At 71.9% G+C, this 15,590-nt stretch carries 17 protein-coding genes; 9 read left to right on the forward strand and 8 right to left on the reverse strand.

Annotation, left to right across the window (positions count from 1 at the left end):
- Positions 1-154: 154 nt before the first annotated feature.
- The 3 genes from BLR04_RS14555 (at position 155) to BLR04_RS14565 (ending at position 4,066) form a co-directional block, all read left to right on the forward strand.
- A complete protein-coding gene (locus tag BLR04_RS14555) occupies positions 155-658 on the forward strand; it encodes an HAD domain-containing protein (RefSeq protein ID WP_090764207.1) in 504 nt (167 codons plus the stop codon).
- Positions 659-1,082: 424 nt separating this feature from the next.
- Positions 1,083-1,973 (forward strand): M48 family metallopeptidase, encoded by an 891-nt coding sequence (locus tag BLR04_RS14560; RefSeq protein ID WP_176903088.1) that lies wholly within the window; start codon positions 1,083-1,085, stop codon positions 1,971-1,973.
- A 224-nt stretch (positions 1,974-2,197) separates the two neighbouring features.
- Positions 2,198-4,066, forward strand: coding sequence for a twin-arginine translocation signal domain-containing protein (locus BLR04_RS14565; protein ID WP_176903089.1), 1,869 nt, complete (start codon positions 2,198-2,200; stop codon positions 4,064-4,066).
- 41 nt (positions 4,067-4,107) lie between these two features.
- Here BLR04_RS14565 and BLR04_RS14570 read toward each other — a convergent pair whose 3' ends face one another.
- From BLR04_RS14570 to BLR04_RS14580, 3 genes are all read right to left on the reverse strand, one after another.
- Positions 4,108-4,470, reverse strand: a complete 363-nt coding sequence (locus tag BLR04_RS14570; RefSeq protein WP_090764217.1) for a hypothetical protein — start codon at positions 4,468-4,470, stop codon at positions 4,108-4,110.
- A gap of 167 nt (positions 4,471-4,637) precedes the next feature.
- Positions 4,638-5,408, reverse strand: a complete 771-nt coding sequence (locus BLR04_RS14575; RefSeq protein ID WP_090764767.1) for a glutamate racemase — start codon at positions 5,406-5,408, stop codon at positions 4,638-4,640.
- Between the two features lie 191 nt (positions 5,409-5,599).
- The gene (locus tag BLR04_RS14580; RefSeq protein ID WP_143022047.1) at positions 5,600-5,974 is read right to left on the reverse strand and encodes a hypothetical protein; all 375 of its coding nucleotides are present in this window, start codon (positions 5,972-5,974) and stop codon (positions 5,600-5,602) included.
- 145 nt (positions 5,975-6,119) lie between these two features.
- Here BLR04_RS14580 and BLR04_RS14585 point away from each other — a divergent pair, with 145 nt between their 5' ends.
- The 6 genes from BLR04_RS14585 (at position 6,120) to BLR04_RS14605 (ending at position 10,106) form a co-directional block, all read left to right on the forward strand.
- Positions 6,120-6,383 carry a DUF4235 domain-containing protein gene (locus BLR04_RS14585; RefSeq protein ID WP_090764222.1) on the forward strand — a complete coding sequence of 88 codons (264 nt, stop codon included), beginning with the start codon at positions 6,120-6,122 and terminating at the stop codon, positions 6,381-6,383.
- 152 nt (positions 6,384-6,535) lie between these two features.
- Positions 6,536-6,979 (forward strand): ester cyclase, encoded by a 444-nt coding sequence (locus BLR04_RS14590; protein WP_090764224.1) that lies wholly within the window; start codon positions 6,536-6,538, stop codon positions 6,977-6,979.
- A gap of 173 nt (positions 6,980-7,152) precedes the next feature.
- Positions 7,153-7,353: a hypothetical protein gene (locus tag BLR04_RS39685; protein ID WP_143022048.1), complete on the forward strand. Its 201-nt coding sequence runs from the start codon at positions 7,153-7,155 to the stop codon at positions 7,351-7,353.
- 32 nt (positions 7,354-7,385) lie between these two features.
- A complete protein-coding gene (locus tag BLR04_RS14595; RefSeq protein WP_245740272.1) occupies positions 7,386-7,691 on the forward strand; it encodes an ArsR/SmtB family transcription factor in 306 nt (101 codons plus the stop codon).
- Positions 7,692-7,759: 68 nt separating this feature from the next.
- Positions 7,760-9,418, forward strand: coding sequence for a SulP family inorganic anion transporter (locus BLR04_RS14600; protein WP_176903106.1), 1,659 nt, complete (start codon positions 7,760-7,762; stop codon positions 9,416-9,418).
- A gap of 364 nt (positions 9,419-9,782) precedes the next feature.
- Entirely contained in the window at positions 9,783-10,106 is a 324-nt protein-coding gene (locus tag BLR04_RS14605; protein WP_090764233.1) for a hypothetical protein, read from the forward strand.
- A 102-nt stretch (positions 10,107-10,208) separates the two neighbouring features.
- Here the strand turns inward: BLR04_RS14605 and BLR04_RS14610 are convergent, their stop codons facing one another.
- Genes BLR04_RS14610 through BLR04_RS14630 form a run of 5 tightly spaced genes read right to left on the reverse strand, consistent with a single transcriptional unit; the run spans position 10,209 to position 15,529 of the window.
- The gene (locus tag BLR04_RS14610; protein ID WP_245740254.1) at positions 10,209-11,174 is read right to left on the reverse strand and encodes an ABC transporter ATP-binding protein; all 966 of its coding nucleotides are present in this window, start codon (positions 11,172-11,174) and stop codon (positions 10,209-10,211) included.
- Positions 11,171-12,151, reverse strand: coding sequence for an ABC transporter ATP-binding protein (locus BLR04_RS14615; protein WP_090764237.1), 981 nt, complete (start codon positions 12,149-12,151; stop codon positions 11,171-11,173). The genes BLR04_RS14610 and BLR04_RS14615 overlap by 4 nt, the downstream gene beginning before the upstream one ends.
- On the reverse strand, positions 12,148-13,023 hold the full coding sequence (locus BLR04_RS14620; RefSeq protein ID WP_218128919.1) for an ABC transporter permease: 876 nt from the start codon (positions 13,021-13,023) through the stop codon (positions 12,148-12,150). The genes BLR04_RS14615 and BLR04_RS14620 overlap by 4 nt, the downstream gene beginning before the upstream one ends.
- Entirely contained in the window at positions 13,020-13,979 is a 960-nt protein-coding gene (locus BLR04_RS14625; protein ID WP_143022049.1) for an ABC transporter permease, read from the reverse strand. Before BLR04_RS14625 ends, BLR04_RS14620 begins: the two co-directional genes overlap by 4 nt.
- Positions 13,979-15,529, reverse strand: a complete 1,551-nt coding sequence (locus BLR04_RS14630; protein ID WP_090764243.1) for an ABC transporter substrate-binding protein — start codon at positions 15,527-15,529, stop codon at positions 13,979-13,981. Before BLR04_RS14630 ends, BLR04_RS14625 begins: the two co-directional genes overlap by 1 nt.
- Positions 15,530-15,590 lie beyond the last annotated feature (61 nt).

The raw sequence follows: 15,590 nt of genomic DNA on the forward strand, positions 1-15,590 counted from the left end.
GATCGCCTGCCACTTGGATGGCGCAGATCACCGTCGATCACCATGCACGAGGCCAGGTGACGCAGGGTTACCGGGCTGCGTGAGGGAGGATCGCCGCAGTGCGGGACGTGGTCGCAAAGAGGGCAGCTACATGTAGGGAGGTGGGTACGGCGGTATGACCGATCATGCGGGACGCCCGCTGCTTTTCCTTGACGTTGACGGGCCGCTGTTGCCCTACGGTGCGGGACCACAGCGCGAAGTACGGGGTACCACGCCGGACTCGCACCTTTCGCGGCTGACCGCCGAAGTAGGGCGTCGACTGGCGGCGCTGCCTTGTGCACTCGTCTGGGCGACAACTTGGGAAGACGAAGCGAATGCCGAGATAGCGCCGCGAATCGGTCTGCCGCGACTGCCCGTCGTCAACTGGCCGGAGCCGTCCCTTGAGGACGAACGCCAAGACCGTTGGTTCGGGCTGCACTGGAAGACCCGGCCCTTGGTGACCTGGTCAGCTGGGCGCCCATTCGCCTGGGTTGACGACGAGATCACCGACGCCGATCGAGACTGGGTCATCGCGCACCATGACGGCCGAGCTCTCCTTCATCGTGTGGAGTCGTTCCGCGGACTGGCCGAGGAAGACTTCGCCGTCCTCGACCAGTGGCTTCGAGCTCTACAAGCGTGAGGCCTCGACCAGGCAGTTGGCTCCAGCAGACAGCCTGCCTGGTTCTTCACCTCGTCCCTTGGTCTCTTCCTGCGCGGCGCCGTGTTTTCCGTCGCTATGAGCGTGGGACGCTGCTGCCGTCCTGCTCCATGCTCGGGAACGGTGGGGGAGGGGGACGGGTAGATCGTTATTCGGCCGTGTTCGGGGTCTGGCACGTTGCTGTGACATGTCTGCAGCGCTGCCTCCTGTGCCGTCCCTCGTGCCCGATTCCTCTGCCGGGCCCGTGCCCGGCGTGTCAGCGGGTGTGTCGCGTGTCGCTTCTTACGTGCTCGCGTGGATGGTCCACCTCCTCTGTCCGGCTTTTCTGGTCAGCGGGGTGTACCTGCTGTCGCTCATGAATCTCTTCGCCTTTCTTCTTGGGCTCGTGGCCCTCGGGGTGGCGTGGTTGGTCCGTCCTCGTGCCGCGCGTCTGCCGGCCGACGTTCAGGTGCTGACGCGTGCCGACGCTCCGGAGCTCCACGCGTTGATCGATCGGATCGGTGAGGGGGTCGGGGCTCCGAAGGTCGACACGGTGGCGCTCGGAGGGATGGCCAACGCGGCGTTGGCCACGTACGGGTGGCGGCGGCGGCGTCTGGTGGTGATCGGGTATCCGCTCTGGCTGGTCCTCGGTCCGCGGGAGCGGGTCGCGGTTCTTGCTCATGAGCTGGGACATTCCAGCAACGGGGATGCCAGGCACGGGTGGGTCGTGGGTGGTGCGCTGTACGCTCTTGAGGAGTTGTACGGGATGACCAGATTTACCTGGACATGGGACGATTCGTTGCAGGATCTGGTCAGTGAGTCCGTGCTGGCGGTGGCAGGGTTGCCCGCGCGGGGTCTGCGGTGGGCGTTGCGGCGGCTGCTGTACCGCTCGTCGCAGCGCGCCGAGTACCGAGCGGACGAGCTGGGCGCTCGCGTCGCGGGCGCGCGGGCCATGGCGTCCGCCTTCGACACGATGACCACCCGGCTGCCGTCGGTCGCGAGCTTCCTGCAGCCGAGCGCGGCCGTCGTCGGGGCCGAGGACCTGTGGGGCAAGCTGCTGGCCAGTGTGGACGCGGTCCCTGAGGAGACGCTGCAAGACCGCCGCAGGGAGGCCCTCGAGGAGAAGGCCCGTGTGGACGCCAGCCATCCGCCGACGCACCTGAGGAAGGAGCGGGTGGAAGGGCTGCCGTACGAGGGGATGCTGACGACTGCGGAGATCGAGGCGGCGATGGAGAAGGTGCAGGCTGAGCTGGAGCGCCCCGCACTTCACGTCGCCAAGACCGTCAGGGAAGCCGCCCGCTCAGCCCTGTACTACTGACCGTTCGCCCCGCTTCTGGGCTGCTCGCCGGCTCTGACCGTCACGGCGTCACCCGGCTCAGCTCACCTCTGGAAGCCATGGCCAACGTACGCGGCGCGCCCCTTTGGGCCCGTACCGGCGTTTGTTCATGTACTGGATGTCTTATGTAGAGAACGGCGTAGCCGGCGGTTTTACCGGTGGGTGACATGCTCCTCCCGCAGATCGACATTGAGGAGCAAAGCAGGATGAATCGGATATCGCGGCGGGACGTGCTGAAGGCGACGGCGGCGATGACCGCCGTGGGAGCCGGGCGGCTCATGCTCGGACCCCAGCCCGCGGCGGCCGCCACCCGGTACGCCGGTGACGCGGTGACCCCCCGGCCCGTCTCGATGGCGATGCACATCCACGCCTCCTGGAGCGAAGGCGCCGGCAGCATGCAGGGCCACCTCGAGCAGGCGACCAAGGCCGGCATCGACGTCATGTGGTGGACCGAGCACGACTTCCGGATGGCCGAGCACGGCTACCCCGGCCTCATCCACATGAACGGCCCCTCCGAGCAGGTCAACGGCGTCGAGTGGAAGTGGGCGGAGCAGCGCCAGGGCACCCTCGCGTCGTCGGAGGTGCTGTGGGACAAGGCGATGGCCTCGCCCGGCGACGAGACCACGCCCGGCTCGGTGCGGCTCTCGGCGACGTCCGCCGGCCGCGACGAGGCCGCCGTGCGGATCTCCGGCACGGGCGCCAACACGGTGCACCAGCGCTCCCTCTACGACCAGACCATCGAGCTGGACGTCTTCCCCGCCGAGGTGTCGCCGCACGCGTACCTCGCCGTGGTCATCTCCACGAGCTGGCGCCCGGCGACCGCCGGGCGGCCCGCCGGCCAGTACAAGCTCACCTACATCGTGGACGGCACCCAGGGCAAGGCGCGCAAGGCGTCCGGGCTGGAAGGCGTCGTGCACCTGCCCGCGCGGCAGGGACGGTGGAACACCCTGCGCTTCTCCCCGGAGGAGGACCTCAAGCGGTTCTGGCCCGACCTCGAGAGCCGCGACGCCGCGATGCTCTCGCTGACCCTCGGCGCGGTCAGCACGAAGGAGCGCCGCGCCGAAGGCTGGTTCGACCTGCTCCGCATCTCCCGTCCGACGCGTTCGGCCGACGACGTGCTGCAGGTGCAGGCCGACCTGATGGCCGGGTACGCCCACCGGTTCCCCGCCGTGCGCCAGTACCAGGGCCTCGAGGTCTCCCTGTTCAAGCCCACCCACTTCAACTGGTTCGGGCCGCGCATCACCATGCCGGAGTTCGCCAAGCCGCAGCCGGTCGCCAACCCCGACCCCAAGGCCGCGCTCTCCGCCGTCGAGATGATCCACTCGACCGGCGGTCTCGTCTCCTACAACCACCCCTTCGGGACGTCCCACCCGGCCGAGCTGTCCCCGGCGGAGCAGGACGCGCTGCGCGCGAGCGTCGCCAAGACGGTGCTCGCCGACCGCGCCATGGGGTGCGACATCCTGGAGGTCGGCTACCCCAGCCGCGGCGGCGTCGACCTCGACCGGCACGCCCAGGTCTGGGACGTCTGCTCCCGCAACGCGATCTTCCTCACCGGTACGGGCGTCAGCGACGACCACTCAGGACAGAACTGGCTCGGCCAGGACTCCAACTTCGTCACCTGGGCGCACGCCCCCAGCCGCGAGCTGCCCGACCTGCTCGCCGCCCTCGCCTCGGGACGCGTGTTCTTCGGCGACCCCGCCAGGTTCTCCGGCGTCGTCGACCTCCAGGTGGACGGCTCGGCCCCCATGGGCTCGGTCACCACGTCGACCGCCGCGACCCGCAACGTGCGCGCCATCCTCACCGGCCTGCCCGCCGACGGCGTCGTGCGCGTCGTGCAGGGGACGGTCGACCTCGCGGGGCCGGACAAGCCCGAGCCCGGCACCACCTTCACCGAGATGCCGGCCTCCCAGTGGGCTCCCGGCTACGTCGACCTGCCGATCGACACGTGGTCGCCGCGGTTCGTCCGCATCGAGGTACGGGATCGCACCGGACAGGTCCTCGCGCTGTCCAACCCCGTGTGGCTGCTGCGCGACACCCCCGCCGAGGGCATCCCGGCGCCGCGCCGCGCCCACTGACCGGGGACGGGCCGACCACCCGAGCCGTACGGTTCGGGTGGTCAGTCCGCCAGGTCAGCCACGTCCTTCGGGTCCGGCGCCTTGATCGACGCCTTGGAACCCCACCCGGTGAAACGGCTGTCGATCGTGATCACCTGGCCGTGGAAACCGCTGGTGCCGGCACGCAGGTTGGTCCTGTACCAGCTCGCGCCGGGCGGAAGCCGGTTCGCCAGGATGCCGCCCGAGATGTACCCGGTCTTGCCGACGGAGACGGCGCGCTCGCGGAGGCCGCCGACCTGGTTCGCCGTGATGTCGGAGGCCGCGATGCCCTTGGCGGAGAACGGGAACGTGCCCTTGCGGTCCTGGAGCTTCTTCTTGTCGCGGCCGGACGGGGTGGCGAGGGTCGTCGTCTCGGTGAAGCGCACTCCGTGACCCGACTTCAGGACACCCTTCAGCGCGTGTAAGGGGTCCTTGGGGGTGGCGTACGCGGGCGCGGCGGTGGCGAGCAGCGAGCCGCAGGCGGCCGGCGCGATGATCGTCTTCTACCTGCCCGGTGATCATGCCGAAGGCCGGTCACGGCCGGGCAACGACTTCACGCGCGCAGGCGGCGGCCTTCCGCGTAGGCCAGCGCCGGTGCGGGCAGCGCCGCCTCCCGGCCGTTGAGAAGCACTGTGAGGTCTCCCGTCACGGGGGAGCCGGGAGCGGGCTCGACGCCGAGCCGGCGCAGGGTCTGGGCGGCCACCGCGTCGGCGGAGCCGTGCAACGCGGGCGCCACCAGGCCCGAGCGCCGCACGGCCGCGCGGATGCCCTCGGCGACCAGTTCGTAGTGGGTGCAGCCGAGGACGACGGCCGTGACGTCGTCGGGGGTGAGCTCCGCCGCGGCCGTGATCGCCGTGGCGACGGCCCGCGCGTCCGCTCGTTCCACGGCATCGGCGAGACCGGGACACGGCACTTCGGCGACCTTCGCGCCGTTCGCGAACCGGGCGATGAGGTCGCGCTGGTAGGGGCTGCCCGTGGTGGCCGGGGTGGCCCACACGGCGACGGGCCCGCCGCCCGCGACGGCGGGCTTGATCGCCGGAACCGTACCGATGACCGGGATGTCCGGTTCGAGACGGGCGCGCAGGGCGGGCAGCGCGTGCACGGTCGCCGTGTTGCAGGCCACGACCAGCGCGTCCGGACGGTGGGCCACCGCCGCCTCGGCGACGGCGAGCGCCCGCGCCGCGAGATCCGCCACGCCGCGCGGCCCCCAGGGCATGCCCTCGGGGTCGGACGACAGCACGAGATCGGCGTCGGGACGCAACCGCCGGATCGCGGCGGCCGCCGCCAGCAGCCCGATGCCGGAGTCGATCAGCGCGATCGTCAGCCGGTCACGGGACGCGGGCGCGTCCTGCGCGTGATCTGCACCCTCGTAGCGATCCACGATCCTCCACTCCGTCACGTCCGCACTCCGGAGTGCTCATTATCGCTGGCGGCAGCCTTGCGCCAGGTCGCGGAACGGTCATCCACGCCCCCGTGCGGTCTCGGGTGTCAGACGCTTCCGGCAGACACGTGTGCTCAGCGCTGTCCGGGATGGGGCTGGGGTGGCCATGGGCCGGGCTGAGCGGCGGGTGCCTGGGGCGGTTGTCCCGCGGCGAAGGGGGTCGGGGGAACGGGGGCTGGAGTGGTGGGCGGTGAATGCGCATCCCGGCGGCGGGCTCCCGCTGCGACGGAGACGCTCGCGATCTCGAGGGCGAGGCCGCCCATGCCCAGGAGGATCGGGGTGTCGACGCCGTCCTCGGTGTCGCAGATCTGCACCGTCTCCTTCCCGACCTTCTCGGCCCGGCACTGCCACCCGGTGGCGTCGTCCATGTGCCAAAGGACGGCATACCCGAGCACGGCGAATCCGGAGACCATCAGGAGGACCTGCAGGGTTCGAGCTAACGGCGACATGGTCCGCACCCTAGCGGTCAGGTGCGCGCCGCGCAGCCGCCGACGATTGCCCACCCTGACCTGGGAGCCGGTCGGCTGGCCGACATCTGGGTCGTTTAGGCGCGTGGAACGGGGCACAAGCAGAAGTCGGCGTAGGGAGGCTGACATGCGATCGGTGGAGAAGGCCGCGTCGCTCGGCATGGGCATGCTGAGCGGCGCGCTGGCGGCAGCGCTCTTCAAGCGGGTCTGGACGCTGGTGTCCGGCCAGGACGACGCGCCGGATGCCGGCGACCTCGACCGCGGCTGGAAGGAGGTCCTCGTCGCCGCCGCGGTGCAGGGCGCGATCTTCGGCCTGATCAAGGCCGCCGTGCATCGCGCGGGCGCGCGCACCTTTCACAGCAGAGCGGACGGAAGCCGTACGAAGCGCTGACGAGCGGCGGCCCCGGCCCGGCTTGGCGAAGGTCTGAGGAAACCATGGTCTCGAATGTTCCTGCCGCCGGTGGACCATCACGAGCCGATGACCTGTCACCGCATAGCGTGACATTGATACGTACAACCTGATTTCAGCTGGGGAACGACTCTATGTCTGACTTCTGGGAGCTCAAACATCGGCTGAGGGACGCGGTCAACGCTCATGACCTGGATGCGATCCTCGACTGTTACAGCCCGGACGCCGTCTACGTGACGCCTTCCGGCGTCGCCGAAGGGCGGGACCAGATCGCCTGGCTGTACGAGCAGTTCTTCAGGGGTTTCCCGGACTTCCATCACTCGGCGTGGTACGAGTACGGCGAACTCGACAACCCCGCGGTGACCGAATGGACGTACACGGGCACCCACACAGGCCCCTTCCTGCTGCCGGACGGGTATGAGGTGCTCGGGACGGGCCGCCGCATCACCCTCCGCGCCTGCTGCGCCATCCTTGTCGAGAACGACAAGATCGTCACGCATCGCGAGTACTACGACCAGCTCGAACTGTTCAGCCAGCTCGGCTTCGAGCTCGCGCAGCGCACGCCTTCGGCCACGTAGCGGAGTTCCGCGCGCCCCGACCGGCGACCCGGCCGGGGCGCGCGCTCATGGCTGTGGCGCGTTCTCTCCGGGCCGTTCCATGGAACCATCAATCCACCAATTGAAAATTTCTGCAATTTGCTACATGATGGTTCTCGCATGTTCTGAATCGATCTTGGCCCAGGAGTTAAGTGGTGAGTGAGTCCTTCTCTGCCGCGGTCAGGGAGCGCGTCCACCAGGCACACGCGGCGCTGGAGGCGGCCCGCCTGGGCGACGACGCCGACGAACGCATGCGGGCCGAGGCCGCATGGGAGGACGCGCGGCGCTTCGCCCAGCGGCACGGCGTGCCGCTCGACGAGGAGGCGCCCGGGCCCGGGGGAGAGCCCGCGCTGTGAAGTCCGTGCCGCTGTACCAGGCCAAGGCGGAGATGTTCCGGCTGCTCGGCCACCCGGTGCGGATCCGGGTGCTGGAACTGCTGAGCGAGCGTCCGATGCCCGTACGCGACCTGCTGACCGCGATCGACGTGGAGGCGACCGGGCTGTCGCAGCATCTGGCCGTCCTGCGCCGCTCGGGCATGGTGACCGCGCAGCGTGAAGGGCCGACCGTGGTCTACGCCCTGGCCGGCGGGGGCGTCGCCAACCTGCTGGTGGCCGCGCGCACCCTGCTGACCCAGATGCTCGTCGGCCGGAACGAGCTGCTGAACGAACTGCTCGCGGAGGCCGGAGCCCCGTGAGCGATCTGATCCTCTCGGGCTGGGCCCGGGTGCGCTCGGTGCTGCCCGAGCGCGCCGAACTGGCCGCGATGGGCCGTCGTCCGCGCCGCGACCTGCTGGCCGGGCTGACCGTAGCGATCGTGGCGCTGCCGCTGGCGCTCGGGTTCGGCATCTCCTCCGGCATGGGCGCCGAGGCCGGGCTGGCCACCGCGGTGATCGCGGGTGCGCTCGCGGCCGTCTTCGGCGGCTCGGGCCTGCAGGTGTCCGGGCCGACCGGCGCGATGACCGTGGTGCTGGTGCCGATCGTGCACGCGTACGGCGCGTCCGGCGTGCTGATGGTCGGCCTGATGGCGGGGCTGATGCTGATCGCGCTCGCCCTGGCCCGCGCGGGCCGGTACATGGCGCTGGTCCCGGCCCCGGTGGTCGAGGGCTTCACCGTCGGCATCGCCTGCGTGATCGGCCTGCAGCAGATCCCCTCCGCGCTGGGCGTGCCCACCCCGGAGGGTGACAAGGTCGTCGTGCTGGCCTGGCGCGCCGTCCAGGAATTCGCCGGCGACCCCCGCTGGTGGCCGCTCGTCCTCGCGGTGGCGGTGGCGGGGGTGATCCTGGCGGGTGCGCGCCGGTGGCCCACCGTGCCGTTCTCCCTGCTGGCGGTGGCGGCCGCCACCGTGGCGGCCGAACTGGGCGGCCTGCCGGTCGGCAGGATCGGTGAGCTCCCGGCCGGTCTGCCCGCCCCGTCGCTGTCCTTCCTCGACCTCTCCGAGCTCGGCACGCTGCTCGGCCCGGCGGTCGCCGTCGCCGCGCTGGCGGCGCTGGAGTCGCTGCTGTCGGCCTCGGTGGCCGACGGCATGAGCGTCAACCACCGCCACGACCCCGATCGGGAGCTGTTCGGCCAGGGCGTGGCCAACCTGCTGGCGCCGCTGTTCGGCGGCGTGCCCGCCACCGGCGCCATCGCCCGCACCGCGGTCAACGTGCGCGCCGGTGCCACCTCCCGGCTGGCCGCCCTCGCCCACGCCGCCATCCTGGCCGTCATCGTCTACTCCGCCGCCGGCCTGGTCGCCCGCATCCCGCTGGCGGCGCTGGCGGGCGTGCTGCTGGCCACCTGCGTCCGCATGGTCGAGGTCGGCTCGGTCAAGGCCATCGTCTCCTCCACCCGCGGCGACGCCGTCGTCCTGGTGCTGACCGCGCTGGCCACCGTCGCGCTCGACCTGGTCGCCGCGGTGATCGTCGGGCTCGTCGTGGCCGGGGCGCTGGCCCTGCGGGCCGTCGCCCGCCACGCCCGCCTGGACGAGATGCCGCTGCGCCCCGACCTGCCCGGCGACCACACCGAGCAGGAACACGCCCTGCTGGCCGAGCACATCATCGCCTACCGCCTCGACGGGCCGCTGTTCTTCGCCGCCGCCCACCGCTTCCTGCTGGAACTGACGGAGGTCGCCGACGTCTCGGCCGTGATCCTGCGCATGTCCCGGGTCACCACCGTCGACGCCACCGGCGCGCTGGTACTCGGCGACGCCATCGACCGCCTCGAGCGCCGCGGCATCACCGTCTACGTCTCCGGCATCCGCGACAACCACCACCAGCCCCTGCACGCGCTCGGCGTCATCGCCCGTCTCGACGCGGCGGGCCGCGTCCTCGCCACCACGCCCGAGGCCATCGCCGCCGCCCGCGACCACCTCCACCGGTCCGGGCTGCTCACCGCCCAGGACGGCGCGAGGCGGGAGCCCGCCGCCGACGGGCACCATCGGTGAGCGCGGTTCGCTCGCGGCAAACGGCCGGAACGCCGGGGAATGGGTCAAGCCATCGAAGATCCGCGAGCTGCGATGACGTGGAGTGCCCAGATTAGAGTCAAGTGCCTGGACACGCCGGAAGCCGGGCCGCACGCTGAATCACGTGGGCCGCCCCCGACCGGCACGGGTGCCGGAGGACATCGGCAGTGGGCGGCCACAGAGATCCAGAATCGCACCAGCTGCCCTCCTCCGGGAGGGCGAGGAAGCAGAACCATCCACAGTTCGCCTTCACGGGGATCGGCTCGTCCTGAGCCATCCCGGGGCCCGTTCCACCGGCCGGCCGCATGGCCGCCGGGACAGCGTCCGCTCCAGGAAGGAGACGGAGATGCACGCAAGGAATCTGCTCTTCGCCAGTCCGCTGATCGCCGCCCTCATGGTGGGGCCGGTCGAAACCGCGCAAGCCACAGCCGTTCCGGCGCCCGTGAGCGCCGACATCCAGGCGACCTCGAAGGCCGCGCCGCCCACCTGCACGCGCAGCTTCAAGGGCGAGCCGAGGCGACTGTGCACGACCGGCTTCAACGACGGCTTCAGCCACGGAGTGAAGTCGTGCAAGCCGACGCTCCGTAGCCGCCTCTCGCCCCAGCTGCAGGACGCCGTGTACATGCACGGCTACAACGCCGGATTCAGCGCGGGCAAGGCCACGTGCTGACCGCTGCGGCACAGGGGGTCGTGAACCTGTGAGGTTCGCGGACTGAACGGATCGGGCCTGTCCCGGAGTCGGGCGGGCCCGCTTCGCCGCGTCCGGACACCCTCACGAGGGCCCTTCCTCCGGGAAGTGGCAGGCGACGCGGTGGTCCGCGCCGGCCAGCCGCGGCTCCTCGGCGGCGCACCGCTCCCGCGCCTTCCAGCAGCGGGTACGGAACCGGCAGCCCGACGGCGGGTCGGCCGGGCTGGGCACGTCACCGGGGAGTGTGATCCGCCGCCGCGAACCGCGTTCCGACGGATGCGCGATCGGCACGGCCGAGATGAGCGCCCGGGTGTACGGATGGGCGGGCCGGGCGAAGACGTCGTCCCGCTCGCCCTCCTCCACGATCCGGCCCAGATACATGATCGCGACCCGGTCGCACAGGTGCCGCACCACCGACAGGTCGTGCGAGATGAACAGGTACGCGACACCGAGCGTGCGCTGCAGGTGAGCCAGCTGGTTGACGACCTGCGCCTGGATCGAGACGTCCAGCGCCGAGACGGGCTCGTCCAGCACCAGCACGCGCGGGTCGAGCGCCAGCGCCCTGGCGATGCCGACCCGCTGGCGCTGCCCGCCGGAGAACTCGTGCGGATAGCGGTTGGCGTGGCCGGGCGGCAGGCCCACGAGCTCCAGCAGCTCGCCCACCCGCTCCCGGCCGCCGTCGCGGTAGCGGCGGCGCGTGCGCAGCGGCTCGGCGACGATCTCGTGGACGGTCATCCTCGGCGACAGCGACGAGTACGGGTCCTGGAAGACGATCTGGATCTCGCCGCGCAGCGGGCGCAGCTCGGCCTGCGACAGGCGGGCCAGGTCGCGCCCGCCGTACAGGATGCGGCCGGAGGTGGGGTCGGTGAGGCGGACGACGAGCCTGCCCGTGGTGCTCTTGCCGCAGCCCGACTCGCCGACCAGCCCGAGCGTGCGGCCGGGCCACAGCGCGAGGTCGACGCCGTCGACGGCACGCACCACCGCCCTCCCGCGCCCGCGCGCCGGATAGTGCTTGACCAGGCCCTCGACGGCCAGCACGGGCTCGCTCACACCGGCTCCTCGCGCAGATGGCAGGCGGACACGTGGCCCCCGGCCGCCGCGACCCGCTCGGGACGGCTCGTCCGGCAGACCGTACGTCCGGCGCCCAGCGCGCAGCGCGGCTCGAAGGCGCAGCCGGGCGGCGGCGCCAGCAGGTCGGGTGGGCTGCCCTGGATCGGCGTCAGATCACCCGGCGCGGTCGCCGGGGCTGGCCGGCCGGCCAGCAGGCCGCGCGTGTAGGGGTGGCGGGGCGTGGTGAACACCTGGTGGACGTCGCCGTGCTCGACGACGCGGCCCGCGTACATGACCGCGACCCGGTCGGCCAGCTCGGCGACCACGCCGAGGTCGTGCGTGATGAGCACCGCCGCCGCGCCGGTCTCCCGCCGAGCCGTGTCGAGCAGGCCGAGCACCTGGGCCTGGACGGTGACGTCCAGTGCGGTGGTCGGCTCGTCGGCGATGAGCAGGTCGGGACGGTTGGCCACGGCCATCGCGATCATCGCGCGCTGGAGCATGCCGCCGGAGTACTCGTGCGGGTGCCGTCCGTACCGGCGGGCGGGGTCGGCGACGCCGACGGAGGCCAGCAGCTCCAGCACGCGGGCCCGCACGGCCGCGCGGCCGAGGCGCGGCTGGTGCAGCCGGACGGCCTCGGCGATCTGGACGCCGACCGGCACGACCGGGTTGAGCGCCGTCATCGGGTCCTGGAAGATCATCGCGATGCGGCCGCCGCGGATCCGGCGCAGCCGGCGCGCGGGCAGCGTCAGCAGCTCCTCGCCGTCGAAGCGGACGCTGCCGCGTGTCACCCGCCCCGGCGGACGGACCAGGCCGAGCACCGACATCGCGGTGACGCTCTTGCCCGAGCCGGACTCGCCGACCACGCCGAGGATCTCGCCGCGTCCGACCCGCAGGCTGACTCCGTCGACGGCGCGCACCACGCCGTCGTCGGTGGGGAACTCGACGGCGAGGTCGTCGACGGCGAGCAGCGGCCTCACGAGCGGGCTCCCTTCGGGTCGACGGCGTCGCGCAGGCCGTCGCCGACGAAGTTGACGGCCAGGACGGTCAGCGCGATGGCGAGGCCGGGCGGCAGCCACAGCCACGGCATCGTCTGGATGAGGGTGAGGTTCTGCGCGTCGGTCAGCATGTTGCCCCAGCTCGCCTGCGGCGGCTGCACGCCCAGCCCGAGGAAGGACAGCACCGCCTCCAGCAGGATCAGCTGCGCCACCAGCAGTGTGCCGACCACCGCCACCTGCGGCAGGACGGCGGGCAGCACGTGCCGGCCGATCACCGTGGGCCTGCCCGCGCCGAACGCGCGCGCCGCCTGGACGTACTCCCGCTCGCGCAGCGACAACGTCAGCCCGCGCACCACACGGCAGGCGGTCGGCCAGTTGCCCGCGGCGAAGACGAGCACGAGCATCGCGGTGCTCGGCCCGAACACGCCCGCCAGGACCACGACGACGACCAGCGACGGGAACGACAGCACCACGTCGGCCGCGCGCATGACGACGGCGTCGACCGGCCCGCCGAACATCCCGGCCAGCGCGCCGAGCAGCGTGCCGAGGGCGACCGCCGCCAGCGCCGACAGCAGGCCCACCAGCAGGGAGACGCGGCCCGCGTGCACGAGCCGGGCGAACACGTCACGTCCGGAGGAGTCGGTGCCGAGCAGGTGCGCGGCCGAGGGCGGCTCGCGGAAGGCCGCCAGATCGACCGCGTTCGGGTCGTGCCCGGCCACCAGCGGCGCGGCCAGCGCCAGCAGGCCGACGCAGGCGAGGAACACCGCTCCGGCGCGCGCCATCCGGTTGCGCAGGAAGCGCCGCGCGGCCGGCGCGGCCGGCGAGCGCGGGACGGCGGGACGGACGGCCGTCACGACAGACTGATCCTCGGGTCGGCCGCCGCGTAGAGCAGGTCGGCGGCGAGGTTGCAGACCAGGACGAGCAGCGCCACGAACATCGCGAACCCGATCACCACCGGGTAGTCGAGCATGCCGACCGAACTGACGGCGAGCTGCCCCATGCCCGGCCACGAGAAGACCTGCTCCAGGGCGACCGCACCGGCCAGCAGCTGCGGGACGGAGATCATCACGACGGTGACGAGCGGGACGAGCGCGTTGCGCAGCGCGTGCCGCACCAGCACCCGGGCCGGGCCGGCGCCCTTGGCCTCGGCCGTGCGCACGTAGTCGGCGCCGAGCTCGGCCAGCAGCCCGGCGCGCACGTACCGGGTGAAAGGCCCCGCGATGGACAGCCCGAGGACGGCCGCGGGCAGCACCAGGTGGGCCGACACGTCGGCGGCGCCACCGCCGCCCGGCGTGGACATGCCGGAGGACGGCGTCCAGCCGAGCTTGAGCGAGAACAGGTAGATCGTGGCGATGCCCAGGAAGAAGCTGGGCACCGAGACCGTGCCGAGGCTCGCGACGGTGGTGGCGTAGTCGATCGCGGTGTTGCGCCGGGTCGCGGCCACCGTGCCCGCCGCCACGGCGAGGACGAGGCCGATCGCCAGGGCCGTGCCCATCAGCAGGACGGTCGGCCCCATCCGCTCGCCGAGCACCTCGGCCACCGGGCGGCGGCTGACGAACGAGTAGCCGAGGTCGCCGCCCAGCGCGTCGCGCAGCCAGATGCCGTACGTGACCGGCAACGGCTGGTCGAGGCCGAGTTCGGCGCGCTTGGCGGCGAGGAAAGCCGGGCCGCCGGCGGCCAGCTGCTCGGGGTCGACCATCATCAGGACCGGGTCGCCCGGCGCGGCGCGCACCAGGAGGAACACGCCGACGCTGATGAGCAGGAAGACGGCAGCACCGGTCAGCAGCCGGCGCAGGAGGTAGGAGAGCATCAGCCGGCCAGGGTCCACTCGTCGGCGTTCCAGAAGCCGGCCGTGAAGTCGCCGCCGCCTCGGAAGCCGCGCAGCCGCGCGCTGGTGGCCCACAGGGTGTCGGGGTTGTACAGCCACAGGTACGGGACCTGGGCGTTGTCCTTGCGGGCCGCCTCCCGGTAGAGCTCGGCGCGCCGGTCGTGGTCGGTGAGGGCGTCGGCGCGGGTGGTGAGGGCATCGAGCGACGTATCGCAGAAATTGCTGATATTGCCCCCGACGGGGTAAAAATCGGTGCAACCGAGGATCATCGCGCTGGCCGAGGGGTCCACGGCGTAGCCCCCGCCCCCGAACAGCGCCAGGTCGAACGTCCGCTTCTGGTACGACTCCAGCAGCTCGGCCGCCTGCACCTGGCGGAGCTCGACCGCCATGCCCGCGGCGCTCAGCGCGCCCTGCACCACCGTGGCCGTCGTGTCGCGGTCGCGCTGGCCGGGGATCCACGACAGCGTCACCTTCTCGCCGGCCCGCCAGCCCGCCTCGGCCAGCAGCGCGCGGGCCCTGGCCGGGTCGTGGGCGTACTCCTCCAGAGTGCCGGGCAGCGCCCACGGGGTGACGAAAGAGGAGTTCTGCACCCGGCCCCGGCCCGCCAGGAGCTTGGCGACGAGCGCCTCGCGGTCGATCGCGTGCAGCATGGCCCGACGTACCCGCGGGTCGGCGAAGCGGCGGTCGCTCAGGTCGACCGCGATCCTGATGAAGCCGGGGCTCGGCCTCGCCGACACGGTGACGCCCTCGAACTGCTCCACCACCGGCAGGTCGGTGGGGGAGATCTGGACGAGGTCCATCTCGCCGGTGCCGAGCTGCGCGGTCGCCGCGTCGGAGCCGACGGGCCGCAGGAAGATCCTGGGGATCGCGACGGGCTTGCGGTAGTGCGGGTTGGCGGCCAGCTCGACGTACTGGTCGGTCTTGTGCCGTACGAAGACGTACGGGCCCATGCCGACCGTCGGGGCGGAGAAGAAGGCGTGGCCCGCGATCTCGTGCACCGGCACTCGCCCGAGCACGTGCTCGGGCAGGATGAACGCGAACGGGCCGGCGAGCAGGCTGAGGAAGCCGACGTTCGGCCTGGCCGGTCTGATGACGAACGTGGTGTCGTCGGGCGCCTCGAAGGCGGCGCCGGCCAGTTTGCCGGCCATCGCGCTGCCGCTCCTCGGGTCGGCCAGCAGCCGGTAGGTGAACAGGACGTCGCCGCTGCCGAACGGCGTGCCGTCGCTCCACCTCAGGCCGGGGCGCAGGTGGAAGGTGATCCGGTCGGCCGCGACCTCCCAGCGTTCGGCCAGGCGCGGCACGTAGGCGTAGGTGTCGTCGACGGTCAGCAGGTTGTCGAAGATCAACGTCATGACCTGCTGGTCGGGGCCGCTCGGCGGATCGAGCGGGGAGAAGCGCTTCGGCTTCTGGTACAGGTGGATGTGCATCGCGTGCTGTGGCGACCCCTGGGCCGGGATGGCGTTCGGGTCGGAGCAGGCCGCGACGAGCATGAGGACGGCCACGACGGGCGCGCCTGCCGGCCGGTACGGCATGGGCCCTCACCACCTGTGACTACGGAACGCTGCTGACTGCTACGCAGCGTAGTGATCGCCG

Source organism: Nonomuraea maritima (assembly GCF_900100395.1).
In the GTDB taxonomy this organism is placed as follows: Bacteria; Actinomycetota; Actinomycetes; order Streptosporangiales; family Streptosporangiaceae; genus Nonomuraea; species Nonomuraea maritima.

Bases quoted from the DNA above. Each gene is read 5' to 3' on its own strand.
- BLR04_RS14555 (WP_090764207.1), top strand. From the start codon at position 155: ATGACCGATCATGCGGGACGCCCGCTGCTTTTCCTTGACGTTGACGGG.
- BLR04_RS14565 (WP_176903089.1), top strand. From the start codon at position 2,198: ATGAATCGGATATCGCGGCGGGACGTGCTGAAGGCGACGGCGGCGATG.
- BLR04_RS14580 (WP_143022047.1), bottom strand. From the start codon at position 5,974: ATGTCGCCGTTAGCTCGAACCCTGCAGGTCCTCCTGATGGTCTCCGGA.
- BLR04_RS14585 (WP_090764222.1), top strand. From the start codon at position 6,120: ATGCGATCGGTGGAGAAGGCCGCGTCGCTCGGCATGGGCATGCTGAGC.
- BLR04_RS14590 (WP_090764224.1), top strand. From the start codon at position 6,536: ATGTCTGACTTCTGGGAGCTCAAACATCGGCTGAGGGACGCGGTCAAC.
- BLR04_RS14595 (WP_245740272.1), top strand. From the start codon at position 7,386: ATGTTCCGGCTGCTCGGCCACCCGGTGCGGATCCGGGTGCTGGAACTG.
- BLR04_RS14600 (WP_176903106.1), top strand. From the start codon at position 7,760: ATGGGCCGTCGTCCGCGCCGCGACCTGCTGGCCGGGCTGACCGTAGCG.
- BLR04_RS14605 (WP_090764233.1), top strand. From the start codon at position 9,783: ATGCACGCAAGGAATCTGCTCTTCGCCAGTCCGCTGATCGCCGCCCTC.
- BLR04_RS14625 (WP_143022049.1), bottom strand. From the start codon at position 13,979: ATGCTCTCCTACCTCCTGCGCCGGCTGCTGACCGGTGCTGCCGTCTTC.
- BLR04_RS14630 (WP_090764243.1), bottom strand. From the start codon at position 15,529: ATGCCGTACCGGCCGGCAGGCGCGCCCGTCGTGGCCGTCCTCATGCTC.